This window comes from Streptomyces sp. JNUCC 64 (assembly GCF_054484115.1).
The window spans coordinates 4,605,413-4,626,417 of sequence record NZ_CM137015.1 but is presented as its reverse complement, the minus strand read 5'-3'; the positions used below and the strand labels follow the sequence as shown (position 1 = coordinate 4,626,417).

General features: G+C 72.6%; 20 protein-coding genes and 1 tRNA gene. 5 read left to right on the top strand and 16 right to left on the bottom strand.

Translation table 11 applies throughout. The features are described 5' to 3' along the window. The first annotated feature begins 10 nt into the window (after positions 1-10). Both ACVWNX_RS19260 and ACVWNX_RS19255 read left to right on the top strand, forming a co-directional pair. Positions 11-1,000, top strand: a complete 990-nt coding sequence (locus ACVWNX_RS19260) for an ArsA family ATPase (protein WP_454408532.1) — start codon at positions 11-13, stop codon at positions 998-1,000. Next, positions 997-2,742 (top strand): ArsA family ATPase, encoded by a 1,746-nt coding sequence (locus ACVWNX_RS19255; protein ID WP_454408531.1) that lies wholly within the window; start codon positions 997-999, stop codon positions 2,740-2,742. Before ACVWNX_RS19260 ends, ACVWNX_RS19255 begins: the two co-directional genes overlap by 4 nt. Positions 2,743-3,381: 639 nt before the next feature. On the opposite strand, the gene ACVWNX_RS19250 is transcribed toward ACVWNX_RS19255, so the two are convergent. Continuing rightward, positions 3,382-3,744 carry a WhiB family transcriptional regulator gene (locus ACVWNX_RS19250; protein WP_454408530.1) on the bottom strand — a complete coding sequence of 121 codons (363 nt, stop codon included), beginning with the start codon at positions 3,742-3,744 and terminating at the stop codon, positions 3,382-3,384. Positions 3,745-4,329: 585 nt separating this feature from the next. Between ACVWNX_RS19250 and ACVWNX_RS19245 the strand changes: the two genes are divergently transcribed. Further along, positions 4,330-6,570 (top strand): transglycosylase domain-containing protein, encoded by a 2,241-nt coding sequence (locus ACVWNX_RS19245; protein ID WP_454408528.1) that lies wholly within the window; start codon positions 4,330-4,332, stop codon positions 6,568-6,570. Positions 6,571-6,910: 340 nt separating this feature from the next. On the opposite strand, the gene ACVWNX_RS19240 is transcribed toward ACVWNX_RS19245, so the two are convergent. After that, positions 6,911-7,375: a GatB/YqeY domain-containing protein gene (locus ACVWNX_RS19240; protein ID WP_454408526.1), complete on the bottom strand. Its 465-nt coding sequence runs from the start codon at positions 7,373-7,375 to the stop codon at positions 6,911-6,913. Between the two features lie 210 nt (positions 7,376-7,585). Here ACVWNX_RS19240 and ACVWNX_RS19235 point away from each other — a divergent pair, with 210 nt between their 5' ends. After that, entirely contained in the window at positions 7,586-8,521 is a 936-nt protein-coding gene (locus ACVWNX_RS19235; RefSeq protein WP_454408524.1) for a metallophosphoesterase, read from the top strand. Positions 8,522-8,618: 97 nt separating this feature from the next. Further along, positions 8,619-8,692 (top strand) — tRNA-Pro (locus ACVWNX_RS19230). 94 nt (positions 8,693-8,786) lie between these two features. On the opposite strand, the gene ACVWNX_RS19225 is transcribed toward ACVWNX_RS19230, so the two are convergent. The 14 genes from ACVWNX_RS19225 to ACVWNX_RS19160 all read right to left on the bottom strand — a co-directional run bounded on the left by ACVWNX_RS19225 (position 8,787) and on the right by ACVWNX_RS19160 (position 21,002). After that, the gene (locus ACVWNX_RS19225; RefSeq protein WP_454408522.1) at positions 8,787-10,001 is read right to left on the bottom strand and encodes a site-specific integrase; all 1,215 of its coding nucleotides are present in this window, start codon (positions 9,999-10,001) and stop codon (positions 8,787-8,789) included. Positions 10,002-10,065: 64 nt separating this feature from the next. Beyond that, on the bottom strand, positions 10,066-10,275 hold the full coding sequence (locus ACVWNX_RS19220; protein WP_454408521.1) for a helix-turn-helix domain-containing protein: 210 nt from the start codon (positions 10,273-10,275) through the stop codon (positions 10,066-10,068). Positions 10,276-10,462: 187 nt separating this feature from the next. Next, positions 10,463-11,674, bottom strand: coding sequence for a DUF3631 domain-containing protein (locus tag ACVWNX_RS19215; RefSeq protein ID WP_454408256.1), 1,212 nt, complete (start codon positions 11,672-11,674; stop codon positions 10,463-10,465). 116 nt (positions 11,675-11,790) lie between these two features. Beyond that, positions 11,791-12,705: a bifunctional DNA primase/polymerase gene (locus ACVWNX_RS19210; RefSeq protein WP_454408519.1), complete on the bottom strand. Its 915-nt coding sequence runs from the start codon at positions 12,703-12,705 to the stop codon at positions 11,791-11,793. A 100-nt stretch (positions 12,706-12,805) separates the two neighbouring features. Then, the gene (locus ACVWNX_RS19205; protein WP_454408517.1) at positions 12,806-12,994 is read right to left on the bottom strand and encodes a hypothetical protein; all 189 of its coding nucleotides are present in this window, start codon (positions 12,992-12,994) and stop codon (positions 12,806-12,808) included. A 149-nt stretch (positions 12,995-13,143) separates the two neighbouring features. Next, complete coding sequence (locus ACVWNX_RS19200) at positions 13,144-13,617, bottom strand: hypothetical protein (RefSeq protein WP_454408516.1); 474 nt, start codon at positions 13,615-13,617, stop codon at positions 13,144-13,146. Positions 13,618-13,829: 212 nt separating this feature from the next. Beyond that, a complete protein-coding gene (locus tag ACVWNX_RS19195) occupies positions 13,830-15,947 on the bottom strand; it encodes a hypothetical protein (RefSeq protein ID WP_454408514.1) in 2,118 nt (705 codons plus the stop codon). A 1-nt stretch (position 15,948) separates the two neighbouring features. Further along, positions 15,949-16,734, bottom strand: a complete 786-nt coding sequence (locus tag ACVWNX_RS19190; RefSeq protein WP_454408513.1) for a hypothetical protein — start codon at positions 16,732-16,734, stop codon at positions 15,949-15,951. Positions 16,735-17,581: 847 nt separating this feature from the next. Beyond that, positions 17,582-17,938 (bottom strand): RRQRL motif-containing zinc-binding protein, encoded by a 357-nt coding sequence (locus ACVWNX_RS19185; protein WP_454408511.1) that lies wholly within the window; start codon positions 17,936-17,938, stop codon positions 17,582-17,584. Then, entirely contained in the window at positions 17,935-19,026 is a 1,092-nt protein-coding gene (locus ACVWNX_RS19180) for a DUF2637 domain-containing protein (protein WP_454408510.1), read from the bottom strand. The genes ACVWNX_RS19185 and ACVWNX_RS19180 overlap by 4 nt, the downstream gene beginning before the upstream one ends. After that, entirely contained in the window at positions 19,023-19,493 is a 471-nt protein-coding gene (locus tag ACVWNX_RS19175; protein ID WP_454408508.1) for a Pycsar system effector family protein, read from the bottom strand. Before ACVWNX_RS19175 ends, ACVWNX_RS19180 begins: the two co-directional genes overlap by 4 nt. Then, on the bottom strand, positions 19,490-19,885 hold the full coding sequence (locus ACVWNX_RS19170; protein ID WP_454408506.1) for a hypothetical protein: 396 nt from the start codon (positions 19,883-19,885) through the stop codon (positions 19,490-19,492). The genes ACVWNX_RS19175 and ACVWNX_RS19170 overlap by 4 nt, the downstream gene beginning before the upstream one ends. Further along, positions 19,882-20,139 (bottom strand): DUF6284 family protein, encoded by a 258-nt coding sequence (locus tag ACVWNX_RS19165; protein ID WP_454408505.1) that lies wholly within the window; start codon positions 20,137-20,139, stop codon positions 19,882-19,884. The genes ACVWNX_RS19170 and ACVWNX_RS19165 overlap by 4 nt, the downstream gene beginning before the upstream one ends. 737 nt (positions 20,140-20,876) lie before the next feature. After that, on the bottom strand, positions 20,877-21,002 hold the full coding sequence (locus tag ACVWNX_RS19160) for a hypothetical protein (protein WP_454408503.1): 126 nt from the start codon (positions 21,000-21,002) through the stop codon (positions 20,877-20,879). Positions 21,003-21,005: the final 3 nt, after the last annotated feature.

Sequence of the window (21,005 nt, the reverse complement as noted above, 5' to 3'; positions counted from 1 at the left end):
GGCTCGCTGTGTGAGCAGGTTCCAGGTCGTCAGCGGCAAGGGCGGTACCGGCAAGACCACGGTCGCCGCGGCATGGGCGCTCGCGCTCGCGAGCGAGGGCAAGCGCACCCTCCTGGTGGAGGTCGAGGGCCGTCAGGGCATCGCCCAGCTCTTCGAGACGGAGCCGTTGCCCTACGAGGAGCGCAAGATCGCCGTGGCGCCGGGCGGCGGCGAGGTGTTCGCCCTGGCCATCGACCCGGAGCTGGCCCTCCTGGACTACCTCCAGATGTTCTACAAACTCGGCGGCGCGGGACGGGCCCTGCGCAAGCTCGGCGCCGTCGACTTCGCCACCACCATCGCCCCGGGTCTGCGGGACGTCCTGCTGACCGGCAAGGCGTGCGAGGCGGTCCGCCGCAAGGACCGGGCGGGCCGGTTCGTCTACGACCACGTGGTGATGGACGCGCCCCCGACGGGCCGGATCACCCGCTTCCTCAATGTGAACGACGAGGTGGCCGGACTCGCCCGGATCGGGCCGGTGCACCACCAGGCGCAGGCCGTGATGCGGGTCCTCAAGTCCCCGCAGACGGCGGTCAACCTGGTGACGCTGCTGGAGGAGATGCCCGTCCAGGAGACCGTCGACGGCATCGCGGAGCTACGGGGCGCGGGGCTCCCGGTGGGCCGGGTCGTCGTCAACATGACCCGGCCGAGGCTGCTGGACGACGCCTCCCTGGCGCTGGTGCGCGGGACGGGCGGGCGGATCCCGCGCACGGCCGTCGCGCGCGCCCTGTCGACGGCGGGGCTGGGCGGCGCCCGCAAGGGCGGCAACGCCGAGCGCCTCGTCGACCCCCTCCTCGCGCAGGCCGCCGAGTACGCGGAACGGGAGGCCCTGGAGCACGCCCAGCGGGCCGTCCTGGCCGACTGCGGCCTCCCGGTGGGGGAACTGCCGCTGCTCGCCGGGGGAGTGGACCTCGCGGGCCTGTACCGCCTCGCCATGGACCTGAGGAAGCAGGACGCCGTATGACGCCATCCGAGGGCCCCCCGGAACCCGCGACGGGCACGCCCCGCCCGGCGCCGACGTCGGGTGTCGTGTCGACCGGACCCCGGGGGCGCGGCCCGCGCGCGGAGCGGACGCTCGCCGTGGACCCCCTCCTGGACGATCCGCGCACCCGCATCGTGGTGTGCTGCGGCGCGGGCGGCGTGGGGAAGACGACCACGGCGGCGGCGCTCGGGCTGCGGGCCGCCGAACGGGGCCGCAGGGTCGTGGTGCTGACCATCGACCCGGCCCGGCGGCTGGCGCAGTCCATGGGCATCGACTCGCTCGACAACACCCCGCGCCGGGTGAAGGGCGTCGAGGGCGCGGCGGGCGGCGAACTGCACGCCATGATGCTGGACATGAAGCGCACCTTCGACGAGATCGTCGAGGCGCACGCCGACCCGGAGCGGGCCGCGGCGATCCTGGCGAACCCCTTCTACCAGTCCCTGTCGGCCGGTTTCGCGGGCACGCAGGAGTACATGGCGATGGAGAAGCTGGGGCAGCTCCGCGCGCGCGACGAGTGGGACCTGATCGTCGTGGACACCCCGCCCTCGCGCTCCGCGCTGGACTTCCTGGACGCCCCCAAGCGGCTCGGTTCCTTCCTGGACGGCAAGCTGATCCGGGTGCTGATGGCCCCGGCGAAGGTCGGCGGCCGGGCCGGGCTGAAGTTCCTGAACGCCGGGATGTCGATGATGACCGGCGCCCTGGGCAAGCTGCTGGGCGGTCAGCTGCTGCGGGACGTGCAGACGTTCGTGGCGGCCATGGACACCATGTTCGGCGGCTTCCGCACGCGCGCGGACGCCACGTACCGGCTGCTCCAGGCGCCCGGGACGGCGTTCCTGGTGGTGGCCGCGCCGGAGCGGGACGCGCTGCGGGAAGCGGCGTACTTCGTGGAGCGGCTGGCCGCCGACGACATGCCGCTGGCGGGCCTCGTCCTCAACCGGGTGCACGGCAGCGGGGCGGCGCGGCTCTCGGCGGAGCGGGCGCTCGCGGCGGCGGAGGCGCTCGACGAGTCCCCGGACGATCCGGGGACGGATCCTCCGGGGGCGGACGGGCCCCTCCTGGACGGCCTCGTGGACGGCCTCGTGGACGACCACGGGGACGGCCTCGTGGACGACCACAGGGACGGCCTCGTGGACGACCACAGGGACGGACCCCTGGACGACCACCCCGACGCGCGCGGGAACGGCCTCGTGGAGGACCGGGCGCGGGACCGGCCGGGCGCCCCCCGAGCGGAAAATCTTGCCGGGTCCGGCATTGTCGATCAGATGGGCGGGAAGGCTGGTCCTCGGAGCGACGTGGCTCCCCCCGAGACCCCCCGGCTCCACAGCGGCTCCCCCCACCACTCCCACCCCGAGCACCCACGGCCCGCACCGCACTCCGGGTCGTCCCCGACCCCCGACCACGCGCGTGGCGCGAGCGGCACGCCCGACCCCGACGGTTCCACCGGCTCCCCCGGCGCGGACCGTGCGCGCGGTGGACCCGGCCCGGGCGGACCCGAACGCCTCACGGCCGGACTGCTGCGGCTGCACGCCGAGCGCATGCGGTTGCTGGCCCGCGAGCGGCAGACCTGGGACCGGTTCGCCGCGGTCCACCCCGAGGTGCCCGTCACCGAGGTGGCCGCGCTCCCCGGCGACGTGCACGATCTGGCGGGCCTGCGCGACATAGGCGAACGGCTCGCCGCGGTCCCGGACGCGCCGGACGCCCCCGGCGGCCCCGAGGACGCCTGAGGGCGGTCCGCCGCCCCGGCGGCCGTCCGACGAGGACGGCACCCCCTGGCGGGCGCCACGCACGACGGCACCGACGAACGGCGCGACACGGACGACGCCGCACCACCGACGGGCGGACGACCCACCACCGGCGAGCGGACGACCCACCACCGGCGAGCGGCGGAAACGCGCGGGACGAGGAAGAGAGCGGGAACGACGACGGCACGGGCGCGGTCGGCACACATGACGGGAACGGAAAGGGACGGGGGACGACGACGGGCATGACGACACCGGGTCCCGGCCCTGTCCGCTCTCGCCGCCCGGTAGGGCGACCCGGAACGATCACGGGAGGCGAGGCAACCCGCCACCCGGAACCGCCGTCTTCCCTCACGCAGCACTCCGGCGCCTCCCCCGGCACCGTCCGACCCCCCGACCGTCGCGCGTCACGTCCTGCGGACGCCCCGCCGGCACGGCGGCCACGCACAGCGGGCCATGTGGGCGCGCCCGCGTACCGGGCCGGGCACGGTCCACGCACGCACAGCCGTGTCCACCCTGTCCACACACAGTGGACGCGCGTCCACTCATTGACGGAGCCGAGCACCCGACAACTCAGCCGAACGAGTGACACTCGAATGAGCGAAGACGGGGTGCTGATGTTGTCTACCCGACCGCCGCGTAGTTCTCGTACCCCACCGTGTCCCGCACGTCGTCCACGTCGTCGAGGTGCACGGGCAGCAGGCCCGCCCCTCGTTCGTACTCCGTGCGCGCGGTCTCCAGCAGTCGGCGCCAGGACGTGACCGTCGGGCGCCTGCGCAGCAAAGCGCGGCGTTCCCGCTCGGTCATGCCGCCCCAGACACCGAACTCGACACGGTTGTCCAACGCGTCTGCCAGGCACTCCGTGCGCACCGGACATCCGGTGCACACCGCCTTGGCCCTGTTCTGCGCTGCTCCTTGTACGAACAGTTCGTCCGGATCGGTAGTGCGACAGGCCGCCTGCGCACTCCAGTCGGTTACCCAGCCCATACCGGCGCCGTCCTCTCCCGAATTCGAGGCTCCCCCACGGCGGCAGCGGCATATTCACCGCCGCCAGTTGAGGACGTTACGGAAGGCTGGCACAGCGCAACACCCCCTTCGGGCCCAATCTTGAATGGCCCGAACGGACTATGCGTACGCGGCAGATCACCCAACGGAGTGACGCCGAGACATGCGTGACGTACGCCGCGAAGGGGGGCGGACAGGGTGGGCGCCGCACGATCGGCGGGGCCGGAACGACTCCGGCGACCGCTTCGACGACCGCTCCGGGACGCGGGGCGGACCCGCGCACGACCGTCGCCGTCACCGTCGACACCTCGCCGCCGTCGACACTGACGGCGACCCCTCGAATGCGCCACATCGGACGCGGAGCGACACAGGGGGCCGATACGGACATTACCCTCCATCGCCCGGCAGACCGTCGGAACCTCCGCGCGCGGCGGGGGAACTTTCGGAAGACGGGAGGGGTTTGACCATGCGAAGGGTTGATGCCCGGCCGTACCGCTGTGACAGTTGCGAGCAGCTTAGGCCAAGGCATATACGTGTGTCCGGCGAATCAGAACGTAGGCTGCCCCCATGCCAAACAAGCGCTCGGGCGGTGGGCTGTCCCCCACGCAGCAGGCCGCCAAGTTCCTCGGTGTCAGCGTGCTCGCTGGAGTGGTGCTGGCCGGTATCGCGCTGCCCGCGGCGGGCGCGCTGGGGCTCGCCGCCAAGGGTTCGGTCGAGGGGTTCGACGAGATCCCGGCGAACCTGAAGCGACCGCCGCTCAGCCAGCGCACCACGATCCTCGACGCCGACGGCGGCCACATCGCGACGGTCTACTCCCGCGACCGGACGGTGGTGAAGCTCAAGGACATCTCGCCGTACATGCAGAAGGCGATCATCGCGATCGAGGACTCCCGGTTCTACGAACACGGGGCGATCGACGCCAAGGGCATCCTGCGCGCCCTCAACGAGAACGCGCAGAGCGGCGGCGTGGCCCAGGGCGCGTCCACGCTCACCCAGCAGTACGTGAAGAACGTCTTCGTGGAGGAGGCGGGCGACGACCCCACGAAGGTCGCCCAGGCCACCCAGCAGACCATCGGCCGGAAGATCCGCGAGCTGAAGTACGCGATCCAGGTCGAGGAGGAGCTGGGCAAGAAGCGCATCCTGGAGAACTACCTCAACATCACGTTCTTCGGGCAGCAGGCGTACGGCATCGAGGCCGCCTCGCAGCGCTACTTCTCCGTCCCCGCCAAGAAGCTCGACGTGTCCCAGGCCGCGCTGCTGGCCGGCATCGTCCAGTCGCCCAGCCGCTACGACCCGGTGAACGACGAGGCGGAGGCCACCAAGCGGCGCAACGTCGTCCTCCAGCGGATGGCGGACGTGGGGGACATCAGCCAGGCCGACGCCGACAAGGCGAAGGCGAAGGACCTGGGCCTGAAGGTGAAGCGCCCGCAGAACGGCTGCATCACCGCCGTCAACGGCGGCGGCTTCTTCTGCGACTACGTGCGCAACGTCTTCCTGAACGACCCCGCCTTCGGCAAGACCAAGGCGGACCGCGCCAAGATCTGGAACCGCGGCGGCCTCACGGTCCGCACCACCATGGACCCCAAGGCGCAGAAGTCGGTCCAGGACTCGATCAAGAAGCACGTCTACCAGAGCGACAAGGTCGCCACGGCCATGTCCATCGTGGAGCCGGGGACGGGCCGCATCCTCGCCATGGGCCAGTCCCGCCCGTACGGCCTGGGCAAGAGCGAGACGGTGCTGAACCTCTCGGTCGACAAGGACATGGGCGGCGGCGCGGGCTTCCAGCCGGGTTCGACGTTCAAGCCGATCGTCGCCGCGGCGGCCATAGAGAACGGCATGCCCGCGACGAAGGTCTACAAGTCGCCGTACGAGATGGACTACCCGAGTCCGGTGGACGCCTGCGGCGGCAAGAAGTGGCTCAACCTCGCCGACGAGAAGCTGGAGAACGAGAACGAGTCCGAGGTCGGCCCGTACGACATGAAGGAGGCGACCGCGAAGTCGGTCAACACCTACTACGTCGAGCTGATCAGCGAGCTGGGCATCTGCCCGGTCACCACCCTCGCCCGGCAGATGGGCGTCGAGCGCGCCGACGGCGGCCGGATGACCCAGGCCCCGTCGATCGCCCTGGGCACCCAGGAGGTCTCCCCGCTGACCATGGCGAGCGCGTACGCCACGTTCGCCGCCCGGGGCACGTACTGCACCCCGGTGGCGATCCGGTCGATCACCGACGCCAACGGGAAGTCGCTGCCGGTCCCCAAGACGGAGTGCTCGCGGGCGATGTCCCAGCGGACCGCCGACACCGTGAACACCCTGCTCAAGGGCGTGGTCGAGGACGGCACCGGCCAGGAGGCCGGGCTGGGCTCCCGGGCGAGCGCGGGCAAGACCGGTACGACGGACTTCCGGTACGCGGCCTGGTTCGTCGGCTACACGCCGAACGCGGCGGGCGCGGTCTGGGTCGGTGACCCGGCGCACAAGCAGCGGATGGTCAACATCACCATCGGCGGTCAGTACCACGACAAGGTCTTCGGTGGTCAGGTCCCCGGCCCGATCTGGCGGGACGCCATGGGCGGCGCGCTCGTCGGCAAGCCCGCGCCCGCCTTCGACCTGGTCAACATCCCCGACCCGCCGCGCAAGGACCGTGAGGACGGCGAGGGCGACGAGGACGGTGACGGCGACCGCGAGGACGGCAGGCCCGGCGAGGGCCTGATCGGCGGGGTCCTCGGCGGCCCCGAGGGCGGCCCGGGCGGCCGCGGTCCGGGACTCCCGGGCGGCGACGCGCGTGGTGGCCCCGGCGGCGGCAACGACTGACGCGACCGCCACGGGGAGCACCCCCGAGGACGACGGATGGGGCGGGGCCCCTCACCGGTTCGGTGAGGGGCCCCGCCCCATCCGTCTGTCATGCGCTGGTACGGGTCCGCCATGTGCTCGTACGGGTCGGCCACCGGTCCCGGTCAGGCCGCCTGTCCGGTCGGCCATTGGTCCCGGTCCGGTGGGCTACCGGTCCCGGTCCGGTCGGCTACCGGTCGCCGGTTCGGTCGGCCGGAGCTTCCCGGCCGGCGTACGACCACCGCGCGGGCGTCCGCGTTCCGTCAGCCGGACGTGGACGCGGACGTGGACGCGGACGTGGACGCGGACGGGACCGGGGGCGTCAGCCCGCGAGGAGCTGCTTGACCAGGGCGGCGACCCGGCCGCCCTCCGCCAGACCGGCGACCTTCGGGTTGACGATCTTCATGACCTGACCCATCGCCCGGGGACCCTCGGCACCCGCCGCGCGGGCCTCCGCGACGGCCTGGCCGACGATCTCGCGGAGTTCGTCGTCGGTGAGCTGCTTGGGCAGGTACCCGGCGAGGAGTTCGCCCTCCGCCTTCTCCCGCTCGGCCTGCTCGGTCCGGCCGCCCTGGGCGAAGGCGTCGGCGGCCTCCCGCCGCTTCTTCGCCTCCCGGGCGATCACCTTGCGCACCTCCTCGTCGGACAGCTCACGGGCCTGCGTCCCGGCGACCTCCTCCTTGGTGATCGCGGTGAGGGTCAGCCGGAGCGTCGCGGAGCGGAGTTCATCGCGCTCGCGGATGGCGGTGGTGAGGTCTTCCTTGAGCTTGGACTTGAGCGTGGTCATGGGGGGATTGTCGCAGGCGGGACGGGGCGACCGCCCGGTCATTTCCAGGACACCGCGTCGGAGCCCCCGCCGGGCCCTCGTCCGGACCGGGCGGCCGATCCCGGGAACGGGCCGCTCACCGGACCCACGGACGGAACGGCGTCACCGGCCGTACGGCCGGATGATCACACCGATAGCGGAAGAGTTGTTCGAGTCTGACACGATGGGGACATGCGCGCGCGTTATGGAGTCCCCCTCGGCATCGCGGCGGCCGGGGCCGCCGGTCTGCTCTACTCGGCGGGTTTCGAGGCCCGTTCGTACCGCCTCCGCCGGGTGACCGTCCCGGTGCTGCCCCGGGGCATGAGCCCGCTGCGGGTCCTCCAGGTGTCGGACATCCACATGGTGAGCGGCCAGCGCAAGAAGCAGCGGTGGCTGCGGTCGCTCGCGGGGCTGCGCCCGGACTTCGTGATCAACACCGGCGACAACCTGTCGGACCCCGAGGGCGTCCCCGAGGTCCTGGACGCGCTCGGCCCCCTGATGGAGTTCCCCGGGGCATACGTGTTCGGCTCGAACGACTACTACGGACCGAAGCTGCGCAACCCCGCTCGGTACCTGATCGAGAAGACCCGGGGCAAGCACGGTCTGAACGGCAACCCGCCCGCCGTCGGTGTGATCCACAACCCGTGGGAGGGGCTGCGGGACGCCTTCGACACGGCGGGCTGGCTGAACCTCACCAACACCCGGGGCACCCTGAAGCTGCCGATCGGCCAGGGCGTGGAGATCGGACTCACCGGGCTGGACGACCCGCACATCAAGCGGGACCGCTACGCCGAGGTGGCGGGCGGCCCCGACCCGTCCGCCGACTTCTCGATGGGCGTCGTCCACGCGCCGTACCTGCGGACGCTCGACGCGTTCACCGAGGAGGGCTATCCGCTGGTCCTGGCGGGGCACACCCACGGGGGCCAGCTGTGCGTGCCGTTCCACGGGGCGCTGGTCACCAACTGCGACCTGGACACCGACCGCGTCAAGGGCCTCTCCACGCACACCGCCGGGGGGCGCACCGCGCACCTCCACGTCTCCGCGGGCTGCGGCACCAACCGGTACACCCCCGTCCGGTTCGCCTGCCCGCCGGAGGTGTCCCTGCTGACCCTGGTCCCCGCCTCCTGACCCGGGCGGGGGCGCCCGCCGGGGGCCGGTGAAGCGGATTTCGTCTCCGGCTCCCGGTGGGCTAAAGTAATCGACGTCGCCGCAGCGCGGAGACAATCGGGGTGTGGCGCAGCTTGGCAGCGCGCTTCGTTCGGGACGAAGAGGTCGTGGGTTCAAATCCCGCCACCCCGACGCTGGTCAGAGGGCCTATCGCATGATTGCGATAGGCCCTCTGTCATGCCCGGGGGGCCAAACAGGGGGCCAAAGGCTTCCTCAAGCCGCTACGTCACCTTCCCTCGGCGAAACCCCCGCCCTCACCGTCGCCGTCACCACCGTCGAAGATCACGTCCATCGCCTCAGCGCCCTTGGTGATCACGGGGCGCAACTGCTTGCGGTAGACCACCTCGGTGGTGGTCTGGCTGGTGTGTCCGACCAACAGGGCGATGGTCTCCAGCGGGACACCGTGATCGGACAGCAGGGACACGAAGCTGGTCCGCGTCTCCCGGGTCGTCCACTCGTGCGGCACCAGGTCGACGCCCGGCACCTTGGCCGCCCTCGCGAGGATGGCCCGGAAGTCGCGGCGGACGTTGGCCGCGTCCAGTGGTTCGCCGCCACGGGTCGTGAAGACGAGACCCGCCGGGTCCCACTCCCTCCCCCTCGACGCACGCTCCTGCTTCTGCCACCGCATGTGCTCTTGGAGCACGTCGACCACCATCCTGGGCAGGGCGATGGTCCTGCGGCTCTTCCTGGTCTTCGTCTCGCCGTGCTTGCGGACCGAGCGCCACACCGCGACGTGCGGGGGAATCCCGTCCTTCGTCTCCAGGAAAACGTGGTCCCAGGTGAGGGGCCGCGCTTCCTCGGTGCGCACTCCGCTGAGGAACGACAGGACGAGGTAGGCGTACAGCCGCGACGGTCGGGCGGCGACGAGTACGGCCTTCGCTTGTTCCAGGTTCAGCGCCTTGCTCGGGCGTCCGGGCCGCCCCTCCGGGGCGGTGACGAGCAGGGCGACGTTACGGGCGGCCTTGTCCCTGCGTTGAGCCTGCTCGGTGGCCCGGCGCAGGATGGCGAGCAGGTCGCGCAGACTCCGCGTCGCGAGGAACTCGGCCCGGTCGTCCAGCCAGTCGTCGACCTCGTCCGCGCTGAGATCCCTCAACTTGGCCTTGCCGATGAACGGGATCAGGTGCTTGGTCGCCATCGACCGGTTCTTGCCGATGGTGCCCTTCTCGTCCCGCCCCTTGAGGCCGCGTTCCAACCAGTCGTTCACCGCGTCGGCCACGGTGTAGTTGACCGGGGCCCTGACCCCTGACTGGACCTCCTTCTTCAAGTCGCGGATCTTCTGGCGCACTTCGGTCTTCGTCTTGCCGTAGACCTTCGGCCGACGGCGCTTGCCGTTCGGGGCGTACCCCAAGGACACCGCCCCGACGTAGCTCTTCTTGGCCGGGTCCCAATAGATCGTGTCCGCGCCGTGGCCCGCCTTGGCGCGCTTCGTCGTCTCGGTCATGTTGCGCTGGGCCTCCATGGAGAGGGGCCGCGCTGGAGAGCGCGGCCCCTTGAAGATGCGGTGATCAGGCTGCGGATTCGGCTTCGTCCTTGAGGAGTTCGATGTACTCCGTGATGTACTCGGGCGGCACCAGGCGGCGGCGCCCGATCGTGACCGTCCGGAGGCGGCCGAGACGGATCTCCTCGTAGAGAGTCGACCGCCCGATCCGCAGGGTCACGGCGGCTTCTTCCGGTAGGTAGAGGGCCTGTTCCACATGTTCGACAGCAACGGTCATCGCGTTGGCTCCCTCGGCAGGGTTCGGGCCGTCCAGCCCTCTTCTGAGAGGTCCGCTACCTCCGCTACTGCCGCTACCGTGCAGGTCAGGGGCCTGTTGGTGGTAGCGGATGGGGTAGCGGTAGCGGATAGGGGTCTGGGTTCCCGCTGGTGTGCGGGGCCCGGACACCAGGGTGGCGCGGAGGGGGTCAGGGGGTGGTGGTAGCGGGTTGGGTAGCCGCTACCGGGAGGGTGTCCGCTACCGGTTCGGTGCCGTTGACCTGCGGGGTAGCGGCGGTAGCGGTGGTAGCGGACTCGTCGGAGCGGGGCGGGCAGTAGCGGAGCCAGGCGTCCGCGAGGTCGGCCGCGTAGTAGCCCTTGGACACGGTGCGGGGGCCGGTCTTGATGTTGCGGGAGCGGATGGGCTGGTTGTCGGCGGTGACGTAGTCGCTGAGCATGCGGGCGAGGGTGCGGGGGGTGAGGGGTTTGCCGTCGAGGTCGGCCCAGGGGGCGTCGTCCAGCGCGGTCAGCCGGTCCACCAGGTCGGCGCTGAGCAGCCGTTCGGCGTCCCCGAACGCGTCGCGCAGATCGGCCAGCAGCCGGATACCGGTGCTGGCTTTGTCCCCGGTGCTGGCGGCGGTGACGAGGGCGACGCATGCGGCGCGGGCGCGGGCGGGCCAGTCGCCGCCCGCCGCGTCGGCGACGGCGATGAGGGGTTCCCAGACGTCGGCGGGGCGGTCGGTGATGCCTTCTGGCATCTCGGGCCACGCCCCGGCGATCTGGTCGCGGACGGTGTCGGCCCACTCGGCGAGGCGGTCGCGGAGGGTGTGGCCCTCGGCGACGTGGATGCGCTCGCGGAACGGTTCGACGGTCTCGTTGGGGGCGCGGCGGCGCATGCGGACGACGACGGAGCGGGTGAGGATGGTGTCGGGGAGGTCCCCGAGTCCGGCGGTGGCGAGCGCGGCGTAGACGGGGAACGGCTGGACGACCTGTGAACTCCCGTCGCCCACGCACCGGTACACCACCCCGGACCGCCGGTGCCCCGCGTTGATCAGCCCCCGCAGGTCCTCGTTCCCGGAGGCCCGGGGCCCGAACACAGTGTCGATCTCGTCCAGCAGGACGACGGGCCGGGCCTCGGTGTCCGACACCGACCGGAACAGCGCGGCCGGGGACACATCGGTGGTGATCATCGGCCGGGGCACAAGGGTCTGGATGATCTCCAGCGCGCGGGTCTTGCCGGACCCGGGCTCAGGGGACAGGAACGCGATCCGGGGGGTGGACTCGAACGCGTCCAGGAGGTGCGTGTGGGCGTTCCAGAGGCTGACGGCGGTGAACACGTGCTCGCTGGGGAACACGTTGAACCGGCGGTGATGCGCGTCCACCGCGTCAAGGACCGCAGCTCCGTCAATAGGCATGGACATGGGGTGGTCCTTCTGAGTCGGGCCGGTCAGGTCAGGGCGAAGAGCAGAGGGGACGCCCTTGCGGGCGGCGTTCCCCGGGGCGCCTACGGCCTGCCGGGGCGCGGGCTGGTTGGCGGTCACGCGGTGGTTCCGGCGGCGGCGAGGCCGCGTGTGACGGCGCGGCGGGCGTAGGGCTCGGGGACGCCGACGGTGACGGCGGCGGCCACGATCTCGTCCCCGATCCGGTCGAGTCCGCACGGGCCGGGGCACCGGGCGTGCTGGGCGGCGAGGAACTTCGCGACGCCGTACGCCTGTGATCCGGCTCCGGTCTCGGTGTGGTCGCGGACCCTGCGTGTCCCGGTGTCGAGGCCGGTGCGGACGTAGCCAGCGGTGTGGCGGCACCCGGTGGCCACCGTCCGGTCCCACCGCGCGGCGGCGCAGACGGAAGAGGCCACCCGGTCGCGGGCGGGGGTGGCGTCTTCCCTGACGACGAGGGCGCGGACGGACTCCGGGAGCGCGGTGACGGGGCCGGTGCCGGGGGCGATCCAGCGGGCGTACTGCATCCGCGACTTCACGTCCACCCCGGCCCGGACGGCGTTCGAGGACGGCATCGCGCCCCGGTAGATCCAGTGCTCGCCCCGGGTGGTGGGGACGGTGCGGGTGGGGGGCAGGGTCAGGCGGGCCCACGCGACGGCGGCGGCCGAGTCGAGGTCCACCACCGTCAACCCCCCGGCCCCGGCCCCGCCGGGGTGGTAGGCGACCCCGGCGGCGGACCGCCACACGGACGCCCACGCGGGCGAGCCGAGAACGGCGGGGTCGGTGGTGGCGGCGGCCCACCCGTGGCACGGCCGGGCGCACTGGCAGGGGCCCGGGGTCAGCATGTTCGGGCGTCCGCCGCATGCGAGGTCGCGGCACGTGTCGCAGTTGCCGACGGGGAGTTTGCCCGCGCGGAGCGGCAGCACGGGCACCCCGGCCGTCGCGAGTCGGAGTGCGGTGGCCAAGGGGCCGGGAACCCGGTCGGGGGGTCGCGGGCGGGGGGTCGGTTGGGTCATGCTGGAGTCCTCCAGTTCATTGGGTTGTGCTGGATGAGGGCGGCCCCGGTCTTTGGCGAGAGGGGGCCGCCCTCGGTGTTGGGTGGGATGAGCCGTCGCTCTACAGGGTCGGGATGCTGTTGACGAGGGCGGTGGTGAAGTCGGTGATGGGTCCGGCGGCGCCGGTGGAGGCGAGGAAGAACCCGAACCCGGTGGCGGTGAGGGCGGAGCCGATGCCGAGGGCGCGGATGCGCAGGAGGAAGAAGAGGACGAGTCCGAGGAGTAAGACGAGGGAGACGTTCACGACCATTTGCGGTCTCCGATCAGTGGCGGGTCAGTCGCCGGTCGGGGGTTCGTAGTACGGGTCGCAGTCGGTGCAGATCGTCAGTTCGCCGGGCCAGTCGGGGTTGGGGATGATCCCGTCGTCGCAGTCGTCACGGGCGCAGGCCATGAGCCCTCCTAGCGGTGGTTGGTGGTGCCGTTGGCGCGGCCGAAGAGGCCGCTGGCGGTGATGTTCTGGGTGATGTGGGTGGAGGTGGCCGGGGCCCGTCGGGTGGTGCGGAGGACGACGGGGGCGGCGATGACGGCGGCGACGATGAGGGCGGCGGCGGACCACAGGGCGTGGGTCATGGCGATGAGTCCCGGGGCGGCGTAGGAGAGGCCGACCCCGGCGGCGGCGATCCCGCCGCCGACGGTCGGGGCCAGCAGGGCGGTGGTGCGTGCCCATGTGGGGATGGGCTGGGGTGCCGGAAGCGGAACCGGTGTGGGGGTGGTGGGCGGGGTGTAGGCGAGGGTGCGGACGCCGTTGGGGAGGGTGACCAAGCTGATGCCGGGCGGGATGTCCGCAGGGAGGATCAGGGGGTGTTCGGCGGGCGGGCGGGGTGTGGCCCGGAGGGTGGGGGTGGTGATCTCGTACGGGGCGGGTTGGTGCACAACGGGGTCCTTTCGACGGGCTGGGCGGCACTCCGTAAGAGGGGTGCCGCCCGGTGGTCTGCTTGTCGTGGTGCTTGTCGTGCTGCTTGTCGTGTGGGGTGTCGCTTGTCTTGTCTTGTCGCTTGTCGTCCCGCAGGTCAGACACCGTTTCCGGGGTGCTGAGGGCCGCTCGGGGTGTGTTCGCGGGAGCGGGGCGGCAGGCGACAGGGTGGTCAGTCGTTGGTGGGGGTGCCGGGGGCGTGATGGTGGTGGATGTAGCGGGTCTTGGTGCCGCTGCCGATCCGGACGGCGGTGCCCTCGTCGGTCCATTCCTTGAGCCAGCCGACGACGGTCTGCCGACTCGTGCCGTGGGTGTCCGCGAGGGCGCGGGCGATGGCTGAGGCACCGGTTCCCTCGCGTCCGGCGGCCAGGAGGACGGCGAGCGCGGCGGCGCGGGCTTCGCCGCCCGGTTCGTTCCGGAACGCCGACAGGTTCAGGCCGGTGCTCCGCTCGGGTTCGGGTCCGGCCGGTGTGCCGGGTTCGGGGGTGGTGCCGAACCGGGCGTCGATCTGGTCCATGAACGCCCGCACCGCCGCGTCCTCATCCGCCCCGGCCGGGGCCGCGGGCGGCTTTCCGGTGCGGTGCGCGGACAGGTTCAGCCCGCCCGCCTGGGGTGCCGCCGTGGCTGGGGTGGGGCGGGTGGTGGCCGGGGCGGTGGTGTCGCGCATCCATGCGGTGCGGTCGGGGTCCCAGCGGTTGGTGTAGGCGTCTCCGGCGGCGGTGGCGGAGACGTCGTCGAGCTGGGGGTGGCGGTCGCTGGTGGCGTGGACGATGTCGGTGATCTGGTTGGGCAGGATCCGCCAGGACTTGAACAGCCCGCCCGTGGACTCGGGGGTGCCGAGGAATCCGGCGCCCTTGTAGGGGGCCTGGTCCACGCGCAGGCCCCGGGTGCCGGGGAACAGCTTGGACAGGTCCATGCCCTCGGTCTCGCCGCCGGTCAGCGCGACGCGGACCTTGGCTTCCCGCCGGATCATCAGGTTCCCGAGGACGGAGCCGGTGGCGCCGAGAGCGGTGAGAACGGTGCGGGCGCCCATCGCGCGGGCGATCCGGATGACCTCCAGGATCTTCTCCCCGAGCTTGCGCAGCTCCCGGTCGGTGCTGGCGAGGATCTCCGCGCCCTCGTCGATCACGAGCATGATCTGAGGGATCTGCGGGCTGACGGGGAGCAGGTCGGTGTTCGCCCTGGCCATGAGGTCCTGGTAGGCGGTCTTGCGGTGCTTGGCGATCCGCACGGCCGCGTCCAGCATGGCCGTGGCCTCTTCCGGGGAGGAGGCGAGCCAGTCGACACCGGGCCGGACCCCGTCGGCGGGGGTGCCGTCGGGGTGGAACGCGGGGCGGACCCACGGCAGCCCGGCGCTCCCGGCGTTGAGGTCGATCACCCAGGTGAGGACGTCGGTGGCGCGGGCGAAGCCCGCGAGGACCGTGTGGACCATGTTCGTCTTGCCCGACCCGGTCGGCCCGACGACGAGCGCGCACTGCTCGCGCAGGTAGACGCGGACCGGGTCGGCGTTGGTGCGGAGCCCCCAGGGCAGTCCGGTGTGGAGGGACAGGGGGCTGTAGTCGGTGGGGTAGGCGACCTCTTCGGCCAGCACGTTGACGGTGGTGACGTCGATGAGGACCCGGCCCTGGTCGATGCCGGGAGAGGCGGTGGCGGTGCAGCCGTGCGGCAGCCGCGCGTCGGCGGACAGACGCGGCGCATGCTGCGCGACCTTGCCGTACGTCACCCCACCCGGGGGGAGCTCGGCGTCGATGGTGAACCCTGTTCCCGTCGGCCACATCTCGACGGCGAGGACGCGCAGGGTGATCCCGCACACCCGCTGGACCCGCTCCACCCACTCCGCGGCGATCGCCCGCCGCTCGGCGGACAGTTCGCGGGAGACCTGCCGGTGCGCGGCGTCGAGAGCTTCGAGTTCGCGGGCTTCCTCGTGGAGGAGGGTGGAGCGGGCGGCGGCGCCGATGCCGACGCCGAGGGTGGCCAGCGATCCGAGGGCGGCCCAGGTCAGGGGCCCGGTGGTCATGGCCCATGCGGTCCACCCGGCGCCGGTGAGCCAGGACGCGGCCCGCATGCCGGTGGTGCGGGCGGAGAGCCGGTCGCGGAGGCTGGTGACGGTGTGGCCGACGGCTCCGGCGGCACCGACGGCCAGCGCCCACGCGGGGGGCATGCCGGTCGCGGCGCCGGTGGTGGCGACGGCGAGGGCTCCGGTGGTGGCGGACAGGGCGCCGGTCACGGGTCCGTGACCGGCCGCCCAGTCCCACACCGGCCCCTTGGAGGCGGCGGTGTTGGCAGCCATGTCAGACGTTCCAGCCCTTCTCCGCCTCGGGCCCGTTGCGCGGGTCCTCGTGCCGGGCGATGTCCTGCTCGTGTGCCTGCCGGAACAGCGGCCCCAGGTCCTCCGCGACCGCCACCGCGCTCATCAGGGAACCGAAGATCGCGTCGAACCCGTCCGCGACCTCCTTCTCCAGCGGGAACTCGCTGTCGGCGCGCTCCGCGAGGATCCGCATCACGCTCGCCACCGACGTCAGCGCGGCGGGCAGACCCTCGACCATCGCCAGGATCTCCATCGCCGACCCCGGGTCGTACTGCTGCGCGGCCGCCTCCATCTCCGCCGCCGACTCCTCGAACCTGAACCCGGAACTCTCCATACCGCTGTCTCCTCCGGTTGTGGGGACAGGACCCTGCGGACGCTCCGCCTGGTCCCCGACCTCGTCGTCCTCGTCGTTCTCCGTACGGGCCGCCTCGTCCCGGGCGGCCCGCTCCTCCCACGCGGTGCGCAGCAGAGCCGCGTAGAGCCGTCGGCCGGGGTACTGGAGCCACTCCCAGCCCAGCCGACGTCCGAGCGGGGTGGTCAGCAGACCGACCACCCCGAGCGCGGCGGCCAGCACCGCAGCCAGCAGCCGCCGCCCCTGGAACCGCCACGCCGACCGCCGCAACGCAGACCGCATCTGCTTCTGCGCGGCCGCCGACCGCAGCGCCGCCCGCTTGTCCTCCACCTGTTTGGCCGCCCGGCGGTCGCGGCCCGCCCGCCCGCGCTCCACCAGACCGGCCTTCACCGCACCGGTCCGGGTCAGCCCACCCACCACACCCCGACCGGCCCCGCCCCTCCCCCTGGACCGGGAGGACGAGGACAGGCCGGGGGTGGTGGGCTGGTGGCCGGGGCCAGCGACGGACGCCGAACCCACCGACCGGCCCGACCGGGCCGCCTTGGCGAGGGTTTTGGCGTTCCGGCGGGCGTCCGCGATCTCACGGCGGGCCCGGACCGTCTCCGCCCGCCGCTCCGCCCGCGAACCCGCCCCGGCCCGCCGCCCCGCACGCGCCTCCCGGACCCGCGACAACGCACCAGTCCCGGACCCCGGACCAGAAACCCCGGCCCGCGCTCCACGCCCGGGACGCGAAGCCAGCCCGCCAGTGGCCGGCCGACCGCCCCGGTTGAAGACACCACCCCCGCCGCTCCGGGCGGACCGGGACAGCCCGCCAGCAGCGGAGGACTTCGTCAGACCGGCAGACCGGCGCGGGGAAGGCAGGCGCCCAGCACCAGCCCCCCGACCGCCCGTCCCGGCCCCGGCCTTGGCCGCCGTCCCCCCGGCGCGGGTCCCAGACCCCCCGGACGACCGGGAGGACGTCGGCGCGGGGGTGGCCTTGCGGGCAGCGCGGCGACGGCGGGCGGTCACTGCCGCGCCGACGGCCACCATTCCGGTCGCGGCAGCCGCGAACCCCACCGGACCACCCGCCAGCGCCGCCGCAGCCAGCGACGCGGCCGTCGTGTTCGTCCCCGCCAACGCCAGCGGAACCACCGGCCACCCACCCGCCGTATGCCCCACACCAGCACCAGCGGACTCGGCCGCTCCCGCAGAAGGCAGCACAGGCTCAGGCACGGCCGGGTCCGGGGCCGGGAGATCAGAACTGACCACCGGAGTGATCGTCGTGTCAGACATGCCAGGAACTCCCTTCAGCACAAAGACGGGTGTCGGCGCAGGTCACGCAGGTGCCGAGCGAGGTGGCGATGACGTATCCGGCGTCCCGCCCGCAGGCGGGGCAGGTGCGGCGGGCCCGCATCGCGGCGGCCAGCGCCGCCCGGCGGCCCGGCGTCATCGGACGCACCGGGCGGGCCAGGTCGATCCGGTAGAGGTAGGCCACCAACGGCCCCCGACCACGGCGGCGGGGGCGCTGGAGTTCCGCGGCGACGTCCTGCCCGCCGGGGCGGAGCCCGGCGGCGCGGAGCTGGCGGCGGGTCGCGAGTCCGTCCGGGGCGAGGCGCCAGCGGTAGACGGGGAGGGCGGTCACCGGGCGATCGCGAGCGGGGCGCCGCCCGTGCCCGGGTCGCGGTGCTCGGCGTAGCGGCCGGAGACCCACCCGACCGACCAGCCGCACAGCTCCGCAGCGGTCCGGACCGCCAGGCCCTCGGCATACGCAGCGGCGACAATCCGACGGGCGTGCTCCTCGGGCTGCTTCTCGGTCACCGGCCCACCGGACAGCAGCGCGGCCCGCTCCCGCGCCTCCCGCTCCTGGTGTTCACGGGCCCGCTCCGCCTGTTCACGAACCTGGGCGGCGTGTTCACGGGCCGCCCGTTCGGCCTCTTCCTCGGCCTCGCGGCGGGCAGCGGCCTCCCGTTCCAGGCGCTCGGCGGTCCGGCGCTGTTCAGCCTCTCGCGCCCGGTGTTCACGCTCCCGCTCCACCTGTTCACGAACCTGGGCGGCATGTTCACGGGCCTCCCGCTCCGCCCGCTCCCGGGCCTCCCGCTCGGCACGCTCGGCGGCGCGGGCGGCGTGTTCACGGTCGGTCTGTTCGCGGGCGAGGCGGGCCTCGTGCTCGCGCTGTTCACGGGCGAGCGCGGCGGTGTGTTCGCGTTCCTCGCGGGCCCGGCGGTCGGCGGCCTCCCGCCGCTCCAATCCGGCCCGCTCCCGCGCCTCCCGCTCACCCCGGGCCCGCTCGCGTTCGGCCCGCTCCTCGGCGTTCAGGCGGGTCACGGCGGCGGCGATCGCCCGCCGGTAGGAGAGGCTGGTCTCCGCGGTCACGATCAGCAGCATGGGCGCCACCGCGTGGACAGCCACCCCCACCAGGTCGCCTTTCAGAGCGGAGTCGGCGATGTTGAGGGCGAGGGTCATGAGGCCGGTCATCCACCGCAGCACCACCGGCCACCGGCCACCGTCCGCGCCCAACCGGGCCAGGACGTCATCTAGCTTCACCACGATGACCACCGCCGCGTCCACCACGACCGGCAGGATCGGCGCGGTCCAGTCCCACTCGTCAGCCGTGTGCGCGGCCATCAACGGGGTCACGGTCAGAACGGAGTAGAGCATCGCCCCACCCACGATCATCCACGTCCCCACCGACAACGCACGCTCCGCTGAACGAATCTGGGCAGTGTTCATCCAGCACCACCCCCCGCCCCCGGGATGCCTGCCGCGAGAGCGACGAGGACCCCGCCGACGGCGGCCAGGTGAACCGCCCGCCGCAACCGCAGCGACTTCGCCCACGCGATCCGCGACAGCGCGGCCAGGTCCTGAACACGCTGGTCGACGCTGAGGTAGGCGCGGAGCTGGGCCGGGTTGAGGCGGGCCCAGCACGGAAACCCGCTCACCGCCGCCCGGGGCAGCACCGGGCGGACCACCCACAGCGCCAGCAGCGCGGACGCGAGCAGGCACCCGACCCCCACCGTCTCCATCACCACGGCCACCACCGGCAGCCCGCCCCGGCCCGTGCTGGTGGACAGGCCCACCAGCACGCCGGAGAACCCCAGCAGCAACGACGCCTTGGTGTCGGTGCGGGCGATCTCCGCCCGCACCTCCAGCAGCCCGTCCGACAGGGCCGCGTCCACACGGCTCGGGGTCGACGTCATGCGGCGGCCCCCGTCCCGGCGGTGTTCTGCCCGGTGCGCCATGCGGTCGCCTCGGCGTCGGGCAGGATGCGGCTGGCGATCAGGTGCACACGATGCCCGTGGACCGTCGCGTCAGCGGTGACGTACTCGAAGACGCGGCAACCGAACGTCGGCTCCACAAGCGTCCGGACGGACGCGCCCCCCTCGGTGAGGGCCAGGGACCAGGCACGGACCGCGTCCGCGTCCGGCAGCCTCAGCCGCACCTCGAACCCGCCCGACCGGTCGATGATCACCGTCGACACCGGCAGCCCCGGGTGCCTCGACAGCACACCCCGCGCCACCCCGGCCGCAGCCGCGAACGCGTGCTCGTCGGCCTCGATCTGCTCCAGCAGACGCGACGCAATCCCGCTCACGCCGCACCCCCGAACCCAGCCGTCCGGTGGGCGAGCGCGGCGCGGGCGGCGAGCACCCGGCGCCGGGCCCGCCGCTCACGCCGCACCGACCACTCAGACACCGGACGGTCCAGCCCCGCGATCTCCACGTCGAGCAACTCCAGCTCCGCCGAGATCAGCGGACCCTCCACCTCGATCGCGTCCAGCTCTACGTCCGACGGCTCACCGTCGAACGCCAGCCCCGCACTAGACACGGGGAGGATGATGGGTTTCATGGGTCGTTGTCTCCTTCGCAGTGGGACGGCCCGAAAGCGGCCCCGGTGCTCGAACACCGGGGCCGCACGGTCGAACAGGTCTTCCGGTTACTCGCTGACGGCTGTCACCAGTCGCCAAAGGTGCAGACGACGGAGCAGCCCGACACACGGCAGTCGTGGGCCCGGACCTCCCGAGCGCGCCGTGCGCCTTCGTCCGCGCGGCTGTTATGCCAGCGCACGGGCGCGGCCCCAGCGGTCAGCTCCTCACAGCGCGGGCAGCCCTCGACACGGCGACCAAAGTTCGGCCCGTGCGTGTGTTTCGTGGTCATGAACGCTCCTCCAAAAGAGGGACCACCGCCCTCGACCGCGAAGCGGCGTGGCGGGCCGCAGACAGCGGCCAGGTCGTAGGCATGGGCCGGGTTCTCCCGACTCCCCGCACCCCCGCCCGTACGACCACCGCACGGAGTGCGGCGCCGGACGGGCGGGAGAGGCAGTCGGCCGCGACGTCAAGACCGCCGCGAAACCAAGAAGAGAAGGACCGGGAAACGGATCAGGGCGCTCGCCCGCCGGTCCATCACGGCGGCGCCCAACGATGTCTTCGGTACACCGGACCCCCTGGGGTCGAAGGAACAAGGACTGCTGCAAGGGGGACCTCGTCCCCACCCTCCGGCCGTTGCTCGCGGTCACCGGGCCACCTCGCCAGTCGGGCCGAAACCCTGTTCCACCTGGCCTTTAGCGGGATTGCAGCGTCCCCGCCCTCAGCGTTGAAGCAGCCCAAAGAAGGCCCCTCCATCGCCTTCGTTTCTCGTTCCGGCGACATGCTCAACATAGGCAACCTGCTCAAGCAGGTCAAGAGAGTCGAGCAACCCGGGATTGTTGGACATGTG

What these genes read in the sequence shown, in the direction of transcription:
- ACVWNX_RS19240 (WP_454408526.1), bottom strand. Translation starts at nt 7,375, where the DNA reads ATGACCACGCTCAAGTCCAAGCTCAAGGAAGACCTCACCACCGCCATC.
- ACVWNX_RS19180 (WP_454408510.1), bottom strand. Translation starts at nt 19,026, where the DNA reads ATGAACACTGCCCAGATTCGTTCAGCGGAGCGTGCGTTGTCGGTGGGG.
- ACVWNX_RS19250 (WP_454408530.1), bottom strand. Translation starts at nt 3,744, where the DNA reads ATGGGCTGGGTAACCGACTGGAGTGCGCAGGCGGCCTGTCGCACTACC.
- ACVWNX_RS19210 (WP_454408519.1), bottom strand. Translation starts at nt 12,705, where the DNA reads ATGACCCAACCGACCCCCCGCCCGCGACCCCCCGACCGGGTTCCCGGC.
- ACVWNX_RS19165 (WP_454408505.1), bottom strand. Translation starts at nt 20,139, where the DNA reads ATGAAACCCATCATCCTCCCCGTGTCTAGTGCGGGGCTGGCGTTCGAC.
- ACVWNX_RS19205 (WP_454408517.1), bottom strand. Translation starts at nt 12,994, where the DNA reads ATGGTCGTGAACGTCTCCCTCGTCTTACTCCTCGGACTCGTCCTCTTC.
- ACVWNX_RS19220 (WP_454408521.1), bottom strand. Translation starts at nt 10,275, where the DNA reads ATGACCGTTGCTGTCGAACATGTGGAACAGGCCCTCTACCTACCGGAA.
- ACVWNX_RS19245 (WP_454408528.1), top strand. Translation starts at nt 4,330, where the DNA reads ATGCCAAACAAGCGCTCGGGCGGTGGGCTGTCCCCCACGCAGCAGGCC.
- ACVWNX_RS19225 (WP_454408522.1), bottom strand. Translation starts at nt 10,001, where the DNA reads ATGACCGAGACGACGAAGCGCGCCAAGGCGGGCCACGGCGCGGACACG.
- ACVWNX_RS19195 (WP_454408514.1), bottom strand. Translation starts at nt 15,947, where the DNA reads ATGGCTGCCAACACCGCCGCCTCCAAGGGGCCGGTGTGGGACTGGGCG.
- ACVWNX_RS19235 (WP_454408524.1), top strand. Translation starts at nt 7,586, where the DNA reads ATGCGCGCGCGTTATGGAGTCCCCCTCGGCATCGCGGCGGCCGGGGCC.
- ACVWNX_RS19255 (WP_454408531.1), top strand. Translation starts at nt 997, where the DNA reads ATGACGCCATCCGAGGGCCCCCCGGAACCCGCGACGGGCACGCCCCGC.
- ACVWNX_RS19175 (WP_454408508.1), bottom strand. Translation starts at nt 19,493, where the DNA reads ATGACGTCGACCCCGAGCCGTGTGGACGCGGCCCTGTCGGACGGGCTG.
- ACVWNX_RS19160 (WP_454408503.1), bottom strand. Translation starts at nt 21,002, where the DNA reads ATGTCCAACAATCCCGGGTTGCTCGACTCTCTTGACCTGCTTGAGCAG.
- ACVWNX_RS19215 (WP_454408256.1), bottom strand. Translation starts at nt 11,674, where the DNA reads ATGTCCATGCCTATTGACGGAGCTGCGGTCCTTGACGCGGTGGACGCG.